Genomic DNA, 12,948 nt, shown 5'->3' on the forward strand with positions numbered 1-12,948 from the left:
CATGACCGCAAACCGACGACGTCGGCACACCCTGCTGCGCCGCGCCGCAGGGGGGATGGCTCTCGCTTACCTCGCTGCCTTGACCCTGATCGCGTTCTGGCCGACCCCGGTGGACCGCGGCCTGCACGGATCGTTTTCTTCGGTCGTCCTGTGGCTGCACGCGCACGGAGTGCCGGCCTGGTTCGACTACGAGAGCATTGAATTCAGTGCCAACATCGCTTTGTTCATTCCGGTCGGCCTGCTCGTCGTGCTGCTCACCGGTACCCGTCGCTGGTGGATCGGCACGCTGATCGGCACTTTGCTTAGCTGCACCATCGAACTCGGCCAACTCGTCTTTCTGCCGGAACGATTCGCCACTGTCAACGATGTGATCGCCAACAGTCTCGGCGCCCTGCTCGGAACCCTGCTCGCGACCGTCGTGCTGCGGGTAGCCCTCGGCCCAACGCATCCGTCGGACGAGGTGGCCCGATCAACCTGATCGCGAAATTCGGGTTGGACCTCAAAGAATCTCTCTGCTATCTTCGGCAGAATGAATCGTCGAGGGTTTCTCACATTATCAACCGCTGGTGCAGCAACGTTGGGGCTCGGTGCGCTGGGCGCGCCCGTCGCAGTGGCTGTCACTGCTCCACCACTACCCGGAGAGGTATCACGCACGGCGAACGTGCTCACCCAAAAGGGAAAAAAACTCTACGACAATATTGAAGTGGACATCAGCGGCGACCGCGCCCGCTTGTTCATTCCCCAGACCGTGTCGCGCAATTCGACGGCCTCTATTGGGGCCGTCTGGTTCTACCACGCAGCCTCCAGCTCGCACAACGCGCTCAACGGTGGTTTCAAGTACCCCGGCGAACTCGTGGTCGACCAGAACGCAATCGCCATCTGCATCAATGCCGGCGGTACCCAGTACACCAATTCCGTCGCCACCAACGCCCAGAAGAATGCCTGGACCTACCTGAACGCGCTGTACACCGTGCGCCGCAACTTCTTACGCGCGACCTCGTTTGGCGGATCCCTCGCCTGCTACACCTACGGCAAGAAGCTCATACCCTATATTCGCGGCCTGTACATGGTCAACGGACTCTACGACAACGAATGGCTCTACGCTTACGACACCAAGAACCAGGCCCACGTCGGCGACGCATACAACAACGATCTCACCCTGATCAAGGGCACCAACCCGGCCCGGATCAGCGCCACCCCGTGGAAAAACAGTCGGGTGAAGGTGCTCGTCTCCGATGACGCTCACCCCGACAATGTGGTCATCCCGAGCAGGAACGGCCTCGCCCTGATCAAGAAAATCGCGCCGGTCGCCATATCCGCCGAGGTGATGTACCACACGCTCGCGCACGACACCCCCGGCTTCGCTCACACCGACATGATCAAAACCTTTGCACAGTGGTCGATCTAGCAGGGAGATAGTTCGTGGCGGAACGCAGGCGGGTCGACTGGGTTGACGGGGCCAAGGGCATCGCGATCCTGCTCGTGGCCCTCGCTCACGCGGTGCAGTGGACGGTGCTCTCCGGTCTCGCGCCAGAGTTCTGGAACAAGATCAACCTGATCTTCATCGTGTTTCGCATGCCGTTGTTTTTTCTCGCTTCCGGTCTGTTTGCTGCCGCGATCATCAAACGCAGCTGGCCGGCGCTCTGGCGAACCCGGCTGAGCCTGCTGGTCTGGGCCCTTCTGCTGTGGACCCTCATTCGTTTCGGCTATTTCTCGCTCCTGGCCAATCCGGCCCGCTTCGACGAGACCAATCCGATCGACCTGCTGCTCGCGCCGGTGCGCCCGAGCAACGGCCTGTGGTTTCTCTACGCGCTGGCCTTGTTCTTCGTCGCCGCCAAGCTCATGCGCTCTCGCATCGACTGGCGAGTGCAGATCGGCGGCACCGCTGTGCTCTCAGTGCTGTTCTTCGCTCGCGCCGACACCGGCAACATCGCTTGGAACGGATTCGGCCGTTACTTTCTGTTCTTTCTACTCGGCTGCTACCTGCGCGAATGGATCCTCACCTTCGTCAACCGCCCCAGCCGCCTCGGCGCGCTCGGTCTCGGCCTCGGCTTCGGCGCGGCCTTTCTGGTGCTGGCCGGGCTCATTCTCACCATGGACGCGCGCCTGCCATTCATCACCGGCACGCTCGTCGTGGTAAGCCTGTTCGCCCTCGGCGCCGGCCTGCTCGTAGCCCGATTCCTGGTCGGCTTTCACGCCATGGCCTGGCTGGCCTATGTCGGTAGAAATACCCTGCCGATCTACGTCGTGCACGTACTGCTGGTGTCCCTGATCACGAGCCTGCTGCTGCTCGCCCGCGGCCAAGCCTGGCTCGATCGCCTCGGCCCGGCACTCCCCCCAGTCGTCGCCGGCCTCGCCGTCGCCACGTCGCTGCTCCTCTGGCGACTGATGCGCGACCTTCCGTTGCTGCGCTACGCGTTTGCGGTGCCGACCTGGTTTGCCGGACAGGCGCCGGCGGCGGGTGAGGCAGCGGCATCCCCCTTAGCAGAAGCAGCAGACCCGGCAGAGCGGATACTGCCGCGCAGCGAGTGAGGTCGCCGCACCACCGCGCCGGGCGCCAGCGTGCCCTCGTACTGCTGACCGGATTTGTGCTACTGACCGTTGGGCTCGTGGCCGTCACCACGCGAACGGTCATGTTTCCGCGCGAAGACGCTCCGAGCAGCGCCGACGCCATTGTCGTGCTCGGCGGGCTCGGGAGCGCGGCCGTCGTGCAGAAGGCCCTCGATCTGGCCGCGGCAGGATACGGCGATCACGTGCTCATTTCGGACGCCTTCGGCGGGGACACCCGCCCGGCCAACCTGTGCGCGCGACCCGGCGGTGCCGGGCACGGCGATCGAGGTGGAATGTTTCGACCCGCACCCCACGAGCACCCGCGGCGAGACCGAAGCCATCGCTGCCTTGGCGAGCGCTCAGGGCTGGAACCGCGTGATCGTGGTCACCTCGAGCTATCACGTGAGTCGGGCCCGCCTGCAGATCTCCCGCTGTTACCCGGGGGCGCTCGCGGTGATCGGTGCCGCGCAGCCGATGGATCCGCCTAAGTGGGTGTACCAGTTCGGGTACCAGAGTGCCGGATTCATCAACGCCTGGCTGACTCCAGCCTGCTGAACGCGCCTGCTGAACCGGTCAACGCCGCGCCATCAGCCCCTCGGCGATCGAATCGACCCGTTCCCGGTAGCTCTGGCCCACCATGTCGGACTCGGCCGGCCACTGACTCAGCGCTGCGTGAAACTCGGGCCAGGACTTGATCGGGCGGGCCGGAACACCGGCCACGATGGTACCGTCCGGCACCGACGCCGTCACGACCGACCCGGCGCCCACCACGCAGCGGTCGCCGATGCTCACCCCGGGCAGCACGGTCACGCCGGCACCGATGAACACGTCCGAGCCCACCCGAATCGGCGCGAAGCGAAAGCGGCGACCTCGTTCGTCGCGGTAGAGCCAGCCCGATCCGTCGTGGGTGATGAAGGTAACCCCGGAGCTGATGGTCACCCGGTCACCGACCGAGATGAGCCACGGCTCGGTTGTGGCGATATCAGAGAGGATGCGACATCCACTGCCGATTTGCACACCCAGCGTTCGAATCGCGTACACCCGGCCATGGGAGCGCCGCAGAATCTTATAGGTCAGTCGGGACAATTTCACCGTGGGGCTCCATTTCGTCGGCGGTGCGGTGCGGTGCGGTGCGGGAGCATCTTGCACATTTCGAGGCGTGTGCAGCCTGACCCGCCTAAAGTATCGGTTTTCCTGCCGCATTGCTGGCGCTGAGGAAAGTTCACGTGTTATCGTTGCGGCTAATCGCATCAACAGCGCTGCGGCTCTATCCCGAGCATTCCCCGCGCAGAGTTTCTGCGCCATCACCCTGCGCCATCACCCTGCGCCATCACCCTGCGCCATCACCCTGCGCCATCACCCAAAGGCGGCCGATGTTCGATTCCACCATGTTGCGATTGCGCCGCACGTCGATCATCATCAGCGCGCTTGCCGCATTGTTCGTCATTGTGGCAAGCCTGGTACTGCCACGCTTCGTGGCCAGTCTCGGCTTTATCGTGATTCCGCTGACCTTGCTCGCCTTCGTTGCCGCGGTCACCCTGTTCATGCTGCCCGTGCATATTCTGCCGGCCGTGGCACTGGTCACCTTTGCGCTCATTCCGGCCCGCGTGCTTCCCCAGGACGGCCCGATCGGTGCCCTGCCGCTGACCACCATGATCATCGTCGTCTGGGCGCTGCGCCGGCTGGTCACCACGACGGCGAACGAGCCGCTTACGCGGGAACCAGCCCCGTTCAAGTCGGCCACCCGCTACTTAGCGGTGCTCTTTCTGGTCTGGTCGCTGTTCACGCTGCTGCGCAGCTCCGACCTGCAGGCGAGCCTCGGCTGGACTATCAGTTTCAGCGCCGCCGCGTTGCTTCCGCTTGTCATCGACACCGCGAGCCGGGAGGCCTTCTGGATTCGGCGAGTCTGGCTTCTGCTCGGCGCCTCGCTCGGAGCGTACGCCCTGATCGAGGGGGCACTGCGCGCCAATCCGATCTGGGGCACGCTGTACACGGTGTTCGGCCTAAGCGACAGCCAGCATTGGTCGGTGTATCGCGCGACCGCGTCGTTTGGGCATCCGCTATTCGCCGGCCTGTTTTTTGCCGTCGCCTGCGCCTTGGGGATCGGTGTCTGGCTGCGCGAGGACTCGAAACCGGCCCTTGTCGCCGCGGTCCTAAGCGGCCTCGGCCTCGTCGCTACGGTCTCGCGCGGCGCTATCCTGTCTGCGGCGATCGCTATCGGTTTAGCCTATTTCGTGTCGCTCGTGCTGCGCGGCGAAAAGCGCTGGGGTAAGTTCGCGCTGCTCGCGGCGCTCGTGATTGTCGGCATCGTCGCGCTGTTCCAGTTCGATGCCTTTACCGCCCGCAACAACTCGATCGAGGCCGAACTGTCGTCACAGGCCCGCGACCTCGGCGTCTGGGTGTCGCTGCAGGCCGCGAATCTGACAGGCTGGATCGGGTCGGGGCCTGGCACCTCCGGCATCACCGGGCGCCTGTTCAACAAGGTCACGATCGAGAATTCGTTATTGCAGTTGCTGATCAGCATCGGCCTGCCCGGAGTGCTCCTGTTTCTGCTCGTGATCGGCTCGGCCGTGGCGCACGCGCTGTCCCAACGTGCCGTCGGGGCCGCGGCCGCTCTCGTCGCGTATACCGTCTGTATCACCGGATTCAACGCGATCGACGCCCTACGCCCGATGCACCTGCTGCTTGGCTGCCTGTTGATTCTGACGCTGAATCCGGGCAAAACGGATGCCGCCGCCGAGCTACGCACCGCGCCGGCACGACGGTCGCTCGCTCGCCCCAAACGGGGGTATGCGCGTGTCTAACGTGCCGCCGGCTGGCACGCTACTCTAAACCGACAGATTCTCAATTACCGCCGGTATTTTCTGCCGGCCCGTAAGGGGTATGGGCGTGAAGACGATAGCCGCGACAAGCACGGGCTCGACAGGTGCGGTCACGACAAGAATCACCGTGTTGCAATCGCTGAGTGCACCCGATGGCACCACGCGCTACGTCAACCAGGTCGTCGAAGGTGCTCCGCAGGCCGTAACCATGCGGTTTTTTACCTGGCGCACCGCGCTGCTGGGCCGGTACGACGTGTTGCACGTGCACTGGCCGGAGCTGCTTATTCGCGCTCCCCGGCCGCTCAAGGCGAAGCTTCGTCGCGCCGCCCTTTACGCACTGCTGCTGCGCGCGCGGCTGCAGCGCATTCCGATTGTTCGCACCATGCACAACCTCACCCCGCACGAGGCCGGACAGAACGCAGAAACCCGAGCCCTCGAGGCACTCGATGCCCGTACGGCGCTCGTTATTCGACTGAATCCGACCACTCCGATCGAACCGGAGTCCAAGGCCGTCACCATTTTGCACGGCCACTATCGGGACCGCTTTGCCGGCATGCCGCTGCCGAACTCCGTGCCGGGACGCATCCTCTATTTCGGACTGATTCGACCCTATAAGGGGGTCGAAACCCTGCTGCAGGTGTTTCGGTCGGTTCCGGGCGCGAATCTGACGCTGCGCATCGTCGGCCGTCCGTCCAGCGGCCTCGACGCGGTCATCACCGCCGAACAGGCCGAGGACGAACGCATCAGCTCGGTGCTGTACTTCGTCTCTGACGAGGAACTCGTGGTCGAGGTCGGCGAGGCCGAACTGGTCGTGTTGCCCTACCGAGAAATGCACAATTCGGGCGTTCTACTGGTGACCCTCTCCCTGGATCGGCCGGTACTCGTGCCCACGACACCGTCCAATCTGGCCCTGGCCGAGGAGGTCGGCCCCGGCTGGATCTATCTGTACGAGGGTGAGCTCACGCCGTTGATCCTGCACCAGACCCTGGAGCAGATGCGCGCCGCCAGCTCCCGTCCCCGCCCCCACCTCGACGGTCGCGACTGGAAGACTTTGGGGCTGCAGAGTTACGGCACCTACCTGCGGGCCTTGCAGCTGACCGGTCGGCCCCGCCGGAGCATCCGTTGACCGCGACGATGCCACCATCGACCCCCGCAGCCCCGCTTCCCCGTTCCACCGCGGGACTCGGCCGTACAGCGGGCCGGGGCGCATCGACGACCCTGGTCGGCCAGCTCATTCGCATCGGCGTGCAGCTCGGCGGCATCGTCGTGCTGGGCCGCCTGCTCGACCCGAGCGACTACGGGCTCGTCGCCTCGGTCGCGGCCATCATCGGCGTCGGCGAAGTGTTGCGCAACTTCGGGCTGTCGTCGGCGGCGATTCAGGTGCGCGAACTCAGCCGGCAGCAGAAAGACAACCTGTTCTGGATCAACAGCCTGATCGGGCTCGCCCTCATGCTGCTGGCTGTGCTGTTCAGCCCCTTGATCGCGACACTCTACGGCGATGACCGCCTCGTGCTGCTCACTCAGGTGCTGGCCAGCACGTTTCTGCTGAATGGCCTCGCCACCCAGTTTCGGGCCGATCTCAACCGCAACTTGCACTTCAAGGCACTGGCCGGCTCGGAGATCGGCGCGCAGGTCGGTGGGCTGGCCGTCGGTATCTTCATGGCCCTCAATGGTTACGGCTATTGGGCCCTCGCCGGGCAGCAGATCAGCCAGGGTATTCTCACCATCATCATCCTCGTTCCCATCACCAACTGGTTTCCGGGTGGGTTTCACCGCAAGACGCCGATGCGGCACCTGATCGCGTTCGGTTCCAACCTGGCCGGTACCCAGCTGCTCGGCTACGCCAGCCGCAACACCGACACCATCGTGATCGGCGCGACCCTCGGCGCCGGCCCGCTCGGCCTGTACAACCGCGCGTTTCAGCTGCTGCTGCTGCCGCTCAACCAGATCAACGGCCCGTCCACCCGGGTGGCGCTGCCGGTACTGGCGCGGCTGCGGGACGACCCGGCTAAGTACGACCGGTTCATTCTGCTCGGGCAAATGATTATGCTGCACGCCGTCACCATCGTGCTCGCGTTTTCCTGCGCGCAGGCGCTGCCGATCATCAGCATCGCTCTCGGCAGTAATTGGCTCGGTTCCGCGCCGATCTTTCAGATTCTGGCCATCGCCGGGTTCTTCGAGGCTGCGGCCTACGCGACCTATTGGGTGTTTCTGTCGAAAGGCGTCACCAAGCAGAACCTCTACTTCGCCCTCTGCACCCGACCACTGCTGGTCACGTTCGTGCTGCTCGGCTCCTTTTGGGGCGTCTACGGCGTCGCCGCCGGATATTCACTCGGCGTCGCCCTGATCTGGCCGATCGGCCTGTGGTGGATCAGCCGGGTAACGGATGCCCCGGTGCGCGCCATGTTTTTCGCCGGCGTTCGCGCCATCCTGGGCTACGGCTTCGCCACCGGGGCGTCTTGGGCTGCCGTGCAGTGGATTCCGGTCGAACTGCCCCTCGCCCGGGTGGCGCTCGGCAGTGTTGCTCTGCTCGTCGCGATTGGCATCGTCATGCTGGTCTGGCCCCGGTTTCGGCGCGATGTACGCTCGATCACGCAGGCCCGCAGCTTTCTGCGGTCGACGAAGGTATCACCCGTTGTATCTGCGGCCGGCGGGTCCGCGACGGCGAGCGATCAGCTCACTCCGGGGCCCCCCGCCGCGCGCAGCACCCGCAGCGCTGGGCGTACCCGGCTGCGCATTATGCGCCGACTGGACCGGATTTTGCACGGCCTGGCAGCGGCATCCGCTCTGCCGTATCTGCGTGATCGACGAACACTGCGCCGGGCGATCGGGCAGCTGGGGCCAGCCCCGGCGGGCGCCGAGCGCTGGCACGTGCTCATTGCGCCGCCCGGGGAGGGAAACATTGGCGATCAGGCCATGATCGAGGCGTTCCTCGAGAATGTCACTGGGCCGGTGCGGGTACTCGTGCGGGGCCCCAATGACGTACGCATTCCTGCGGAACATTCCGCCCGGGCACGGCTCGAGCCGATCGCGCACCTGATCTATGGCAGCGGCCGCGCCCACCGACGGTCCATGGGGCAACTCGCAGCCGTGCTGAGCGGGGCCCTGTCAGTGACCGTGGTCGGCGCCGACATCATGGACGGCGCCTACAGCGTGCGGGCGTCGTCACGGCGAGCGGATGTCGCGAGTCTGGCCCGCAGCGTCGGGGTTGAAGCGCGCATTCTCGGCTTCAGCTGGAACGGCCACGCCAATCTGGGGCCGCGCCGTTCACTCGCCCGCGCCGGTCGGTTGGGCACCCGGCTGCAACTGCGCGACCCGGTCTCATCCGCGCGAGCTCGCGCCGACCAATTCAAGAACGTGATCGACGTCGCCGACGCCGTGTTCGCGGTGTGCACGAGTTCGCCCACCGCCGCCACGGAATACCTCGGCGCCGCGCCGACGCCCTACGCCGTGGTGAACGCGAGCGCGCTGGTCGGGCGCAGCTTCGACCAGATCTCGGAGTACGCCGTGATCATCACTGCCCTGCTCGAGGCCGGGCTGCGGGTGGTGTTGCTGCCGCATGTGGTGCGGCACAGCGGCGACGATGCCGCTGCTTGCCGCGCGGTGTTCGACCGGTTCGCCCAGGGGGCCGGCGCTGACGGCCGAATGGTTCTGGTGAACCGGCTGCTCACGCCGGCCGAGGTGCGCGGACTTTGTGCCGGGGCGTCGATCGTGCTGGCCGGGCGCATGCACCTCGCCGTGCAGGCGATGTACCACAGGGTTCCCGCCGTTGCACTGTCCACCCAGGGCAAAGTCGCGGGCATGATGGGCCTGTTCGGCATGCAGGAACTTTGCATGGAACCCGGCGTCGGCCTGGCCGAGCGTATGGTTCCCGTCGTGCGCGCGGTCCTCGCCCAGCCGGACGAGTACCGCGCCCGCCTGGCCGCCCAGCTGCCCGAGGTGCAGCGACTCGCCGCCCTCAATTTTGACCTGCTGCAAAGCGGCGCCCGATCAGACCCTCCCCGAGCAAACCAGCCGCGATCCCGACCCACATTCTCGCGACCACGAGACGATAGAGAAGGCCGAGCATGACACAGCCCACTTCGCCCGACCCCACCCATCCCCCGGCGAACCCGAAGCCGGCGCACCCGCTGCTGCACCGCATCCTCTTTGTCATTCCGTCGCTGCACGGCGGGGGCGCGGAATTCGTCGCACGCACGTGGATGGGCTGGCTCGCCGACCAGGGCTACGAGGTGCGTGTCGTGCTCACCGCTGGCGATGTGGAGCCGGAATACCTTCCCGAGGGTGTCGAGGGGCGATCGCTCGCCGGGCAGCACGGGCACGTCGCGAAGACGGCGACGCTGCGGCGCAGCCTGATTGACTGGCAGCCCGATGTCGCCGTGGCCCTGCAGGTGTACCCCAACCTCGTACTGCTGACCGCGGCCCGCCTGCTGCCGGCGCGCGTGCGGCCCCGGGTGCTCGTAAGCGAACGTAATCTGGTCTCGCTCGGCCTGCCCGGATCGAGCTTCGCCCACCGGGTCAAGATAGGCATCGCCAAGCGGATGTATCGGTGGGCTGACCATGTCATCGCCATCTCGCATCCGGTCGCCGCTGAGTTGGTGTCGGCGTTCGGGGTGCGCGGAGACCGCATCACGGTCGTCGCCAACCCTGCGACTGCGAAGCTGCGCGGAACACCGCGCGGGCCGGGCCGGGCGAGTGTGTACGCCCGCGTAGCCGAGAGCGGAGCCGTGACCGAGAGCGGTGCCGACCTGACCAGCACCGCTACGATCGTGGCGCCCTCGACGCGGCAGCCCGGGGCAGCCAACGGAATCCAGATCGTGCTGGCCTGCCGGCTAGTCGAACAAAAACGTCCGTTGCTGGCCATTGCGGCGGCGGCCGAACTGGCCAGGCGGGGCGTAGCCGTTGAGGTCGTGTCGTTCGGCGGTGGTCCGCTGCTCGACGATGTGCAGGCCGCAGCCCGACAGGCCGACGTGATCTTTCACCACCGCGGCTGGGTCGAGACCTGGTTCGACGAGTTCGGCGACAACGCCGTGGCCCTGCTCACGTCGAGCCGGGAGGGTTTCGGCAACGTACTGGTCGAGGCCGCCGCGGCCGGGTATCCCTCGGTAGCCGTATCGGGGGCGCTCGGCGTAGCGGATGCGATTGTGCCCGGTATCACGGGCGAACTCGCGTTGTCCGCGCGGCCCGCGGACCTCGCGGACGCCATTCTGCGCGCGGCCGAGCTTTCGCTCGACCACATCGAGCCGTGGCTAGCCCACTTCTCCGAGCAATCGAGCGGCACCGACCTGGAGCGAGTGCTCATTTCGACGCTGGAGCGCGCATGAGAATCTTCGCCTCGGCCCTGGGCCAGATCGATAATGTCGGAGACACCGTGCTGCGCCGGGCCTTCCTCGGTGCCCTGCGGGAGGCCGGCGAGCTGCAGGTGTTTGTCGGATCCCGAGCTGACTCCTACCTGAGCGGACTCGGTCTGCACGACGCCGATCGGCTGTTTCGCACGAGCACCGAATGGCGACGCGAGATTTCACGGTCGACGCTGCGGGAAGCATCCGTTTATGCCTTCAATGCGGGGGAAATGGAGCTGCAACGCGCCTACGCGCTGCGCTATCTGCGCCTTGCTCCGCACCTCGCCCTCAACCGGCTGCGCGGCGGGCACGCCGTGCACACCGGGTTCGGCGTGCGGCAGAACACGAAGTGGCGCATTCCGGTGGCCGCGACCCTGCATTTGTGCGATCTCGTGGCTTGGCGCGACAACTACAGCCTGGGAGCGATGGGGCTCGGCCGTGTCGCTCCCGATTGGGCCTTCGCCACGGGGGCAGCGGATGCCGACCTGCTCGCCGAGGCCGCTGCTCGGCCGCTGCTCGCCGTTTCGGTGCGCTACAACGGGCGACGCCCGGATTCCGAGTGGATTCAGGCCATGCGCGGCCTGGCCGGCGCCTTAGGGCTGCAGATCGTCGCGGTCTCCCAGATTGAACGCGACGGACCGCTGGCCGAGGAACTCGCGATCAAGCTCGGCGGAACGGCTCTGGTTTGGGATGGACCGGACCATGCCGAGCAGGAAGTGAAGCTGCGGGAGGTCTACCAGCGGGCGCTGCTCGTGGTGACCGACCGGCTGCACGCAGCGGTTATCGGACTGACCGAGGGCGCCCTGCCGCTCGTGATCGCCGACGCCGGTCACTCGAAGGCTGCGCGCACGCTCGATGCGGTCGGCATCAAGGGCACCACGATCGCCTGGACCATGCCAGACGCCGCGGCGCTCGAGCGTCGCGCCCGCGAGGTGATCAGCCGCCGCGAACCGATTCTGCGGCACGTGGTCGAGGCCAGGGCTTCGCTTTCGGAGTTGACCCACTCGATTCGAAAGCTGACCGAATGAGCGGGGTTGGCTCACCGATCGTGAGCGTCATCGTTCCGGCCTACAACGCCGCCGAGTTTCTGGAAGGTGCGATCGAGCGGCTACTGCGCCAGACACTGCCTGGCATTGAAATCATCGTGGTCGACGACGGCTCAACGGATGCGACGGCCGCGATCGGTGCGCGGGTGGCCGGCGCGCACGCATCCGTTCATTTCTTTCAGCAGGAACGCAATGGCGGGGTCGCGCTCGCCCGGAGCCGGGCGGTCACCGAAAGCCGAGGTGAGTTTCTCTGGTTCGTCGATTGTGACGATGCGTGGGCCGACTCCGCACTAGAGAAGCTCGTGGCGGCGGCCCGGTCGACCGGCGCCGACGTGGTGGTCTGCGGCGCGGAATACGTCAATCCCAGCCAGCGACGCGCCCTGGCCTCGCCCGTTCTGCTGCGGCCGATCACCGGTGCGGCGGCATTTGCGCTGCTGCTCGACGGCGGCATCACCGGGCATCTCTGGAACAAGCTGTTCCGACGTGCTCTCGCCAGCGAGATCGAGTTCACGCCGGCCCGGGTGCACTCCGACCTCGCCATGGTCGCGCAGCTGCTCGCTGCGTCCGATCGGGTCGCCGCGATCAGCGACACGCTCTACTCCTATGTCGCGCGCGGCGGGTCGATCATCCGCTCCGGGTCGCGCCGGGCCGAATCGCTGCTGCTGGTCGAGCAGGCCGTCACCACTGCAGCAATCACCCTCGACACCCGCATCATCGGCTCCAACTCGTACGGCTACTTTCGGCTGCGCTACGTGCTGCTGTCCGGGTTGAAAGACGCCCTGAGCGGTGCATACGACACCGAGGAGCGCGACGAGATCGTGGCCGAACTGCGCTCGCGGCTGACCTGGCGGCTCGTGCTGCTCGCCGCGCGCCGCCGCGATTGGAAGCGTCTCGTGCTGGCCGCCACGGCCAAGGTGAGTGTCGGGCTGCACCGTCGCGTACTGCGCCTCGCGGCCGAGCAGGACGCCGCCTGAATCGCTGAGCGCCAGCATTTGTCGGTCGCTCCAGCAGTACAGCTGCGCGGCCGAGCTTCGCGGGAAAAAGTCGGGTGATAGAAATTCAAGAGTTCAAAAACCACTCTAGGCACTTTCACAGGAATGACGAATGTCGCACGCCGGCCACCCCGCTGCCTCCTTCCCGTCGAGTCGGCAACTAGGCCCACAACGAGCATTAGCACTGGTCAGGACC

The 12,948-nt window shown here is 66.0% G+C and carries 12 protein-coding genes and 1 pseudogene; 11 read left to right on the forward strand and 2 right to left on the reverse strand.

The window, feature by feature from the left end; all coding sequences use genetic code 11:
* Position 1: 1 nt before the first annotated feature.
* From CXY71_RS17020 to CXY71_RS17030, 4 genes and pseudogenes are all read left to right on the forward strand, one after another.
* Entirely contained in the window at positions 2 to 478 is a 477-nt protein-coding gene (locus CXY71_RS17020) for a VanZ family protein (protein WP_104138128.1), read from the forward strand.
* Between the two features lie 51 nt (positions 479 to 529).
* A pseudogene (locus CXY71_RS22740) lies at positions 530 to 604 on the forward strand (twin-arginine translocation signal domain-containing protein); the annotation flags it as partial.
* A gap of 6 nt (positions 605 to 610) precedes the next feature.
* The gene (locus tag CXY71_RS17025) at positions 611 to 1,408 is read left to right on the forward strand and encodes a hypothetical protein (protein ID WP_233204691.1); all 798 of its coding nucleotides are present in this window, start codon (positions 611 to 613) and stop codon (positions 1,406 to 1,408) included.
* Between the two features lie 14 nt (positions 1,409 to 1,422).
* Positions 1,423 to 2,532, forward strand: a complete 1,110-nt coding sequence (locus CXY71_RS17030; protein WP_104138134.1) for an acyltransferase family protein — start codon at positions 1,423 to 1,425, stop codon at positions 2,530 to 2,532.
* A gap of 59 nt (positions 2,533 to 2,591) precedes the next feature.
* On the opposite strand, the gene CXY71_RS21235 is transcribed toward CXY71_RS17030, so the two are convergent.
* Entirely contained in the window at positions 2,592 to 2,753 is a 162-nt protein-coding gene (locus tag CXY71_RS21235) for a hypothetical protein (protein ID WP_158253141.1), read from the reverse strand.
* An 85-nt stretch (positions 2,754 to 2,838) separates the two neighbouring features.
* Between CXY71_RS21235 and CXY71_RS21240 the strand changes: the two genes are divergently transcribed.
* Positions 2,839 to 3,105 (forward strand): ElyC/SanA/YdcF family protein, encoded by a 267-nt coding sequence (locus CXY71_RS21240; protein WP_158253142.1) that lies wholly within the window; start codon positions 2,839 to 2,841, stop codon positions 3,103 to 3,105.
* 18 nt (positions 3,106 to 3,123) lie between these two features.
* Here CXY71_RS21240 and CXY71_RS22475 read toward each other — a convergent pair whose 3' ends face one another.
* A complete protein-coding gene (locus CXY71_RS22475; protein WP_304481837.1) occupies positions 3,124 to 3,642 on the reverse strand; it encodes a DapH/DapD/GlmU-related protein in 519 nt (172 codons plus the stop codon).
* Positions 3,643 to 3,923: 281 nt separating this feature from the next.
* Between CXY71_RS22475 and CXY71_RS17045 the strand changes: the two genes are divergently transcribed.
* From CXY71_RS17045 to CXY71_RS17070, 6 genes are all read left to right on the forward strand, one after another.
* Positions 3,924 to 5,354 (forward strand): O-antigen ligase, encoded by a 1,431-nt coding sequence (locus CXY71_RS17045; protein WP_104138142.1) that lies wholly within the window; start codon positions 3,924 to 3,926, stop codon positions 5,352 to 5,354.
* 85 nt (positions 5,355 to 5,439) lie between these two features.
* A complete protein-coding gene (locus CXY71_RS17050; protein ID WP_233204692.1) occupies positions 5,440 to 6,498 on the forward strand; it encodes a glycosyl transferase in 1,059 nt (352 codons plus the stop codon).
* Between the two features lie 8 nt (positions 6,499 to 6,506).
* A complete protein-coding gene (locus tag CXY71_RS21245; protein ID WP_199184352.1) occupies positions 6,507 to 9,443 on the forward strand; it encodes an oligosaccharide flippase family protein in 2,937 nt (978 codons plus the stop codon).
* Complete coding sequence (locus CXY71_RS17060; RefSeq protein WP_104138148.1) at positions 9,440 to 10,696, forward strand: glycosyltransferase; 1,257 nt, start codon at positions 9,440 to 9,442, stop codon at positions 10,694 to 10,696. Before CXY71_RS21245 ends, CXY71_RS17060 begins: the two co-directional genes overlap by 4 nt.
* The gene (locus CXY71_RS17065) at positions 10,693 to 11,742 is read left to right on the forward strand and encodes a polysaccharide pyruvyl transferase family protein (protein ID WP_104138151.1); all 1,050 of its coding nucleotides are present in this window, start codon (positions 10,693 to 10,695) and stop codon (positions 11,740 to 11,742) included. The genes CXY71_RS17060 and CXY71_RS17065 overlap by 4 nt, the downstream gene beginning before the upstream one ends.
* Positions 11,739 to 12,734 (forward strand): glycosyltransferase family 2 protein, encoded by a 996-nt coding sequence (locus tag CXY71_RS17070; RefSeq protein WP_104138154.1) that lies wholly within the window; start codon positions 11,739 to 11,741, stop codon positions 12,732 to 12,734. Before CXY71_RS17065 ends, CXY71_RS17070 begins: the two co-directional genes overlap by 4 nt.
* Positions 12,735 to 12,948 lie beyond the last annotated feature (214 nt).

The sequence above is a fragment of the Cryobacterium sp. Y62 genome (assembly GCF_002929785.1).
In the GTDB taxonomy this organism is placed as follows: domain Bacteria; phylum Actinomycetota; class Actinomycetes; order Actinomycetales; family Microbacteriaceae; genus Cryobacterium.

Excerpts from the sequence above, each read along its gene's own strand:
- CXY71_RS17020 (WP_104138128.1), top strand. The coding sequence starts at position 2 with ATGACCGCAAACCGACGACGTCGGCACACCCTGCTGCGCCGCGCCGCA.
- CXY71_RS17070 (WP_104138154.1), top strand. The coding sequence starts at position 11,739 with ATGAGCGGGGTTGGCTCACCGATCGTGAGCGTCATCGTTCCGGCCTAC.
- CXY71_RS17060 (WP_104138148.1), top strand. The coding sequence starts at position 9,440 with ATGACACAGCCCACTTCGCCCGACCCCACCCATCCCCCGGCGAACCCG.
- CXY71_RS17045 (WP_104138142.1), top strand. The coding sequence starts at position 3,924 with ATGTTCGATTCCACCATGTTGCGATTGCGCCGCACGTCGATCATCATC.
- CXY71_RS21245 (WP_199184352.1), top strand. The coding sequence starts at position 6,507 with ATGCCACCATCGACCCCCGCAGCCCCGCTTCCCCGTTCCACCGCGGGA.
- CXY71_RS17065 (WP_104138151.1), top strand. The coding sequence starts at position 10,693 with ATGAGAATCTTCGCCTCGGCCCTGGGCCAGATCGATAATGTCGGAGAC.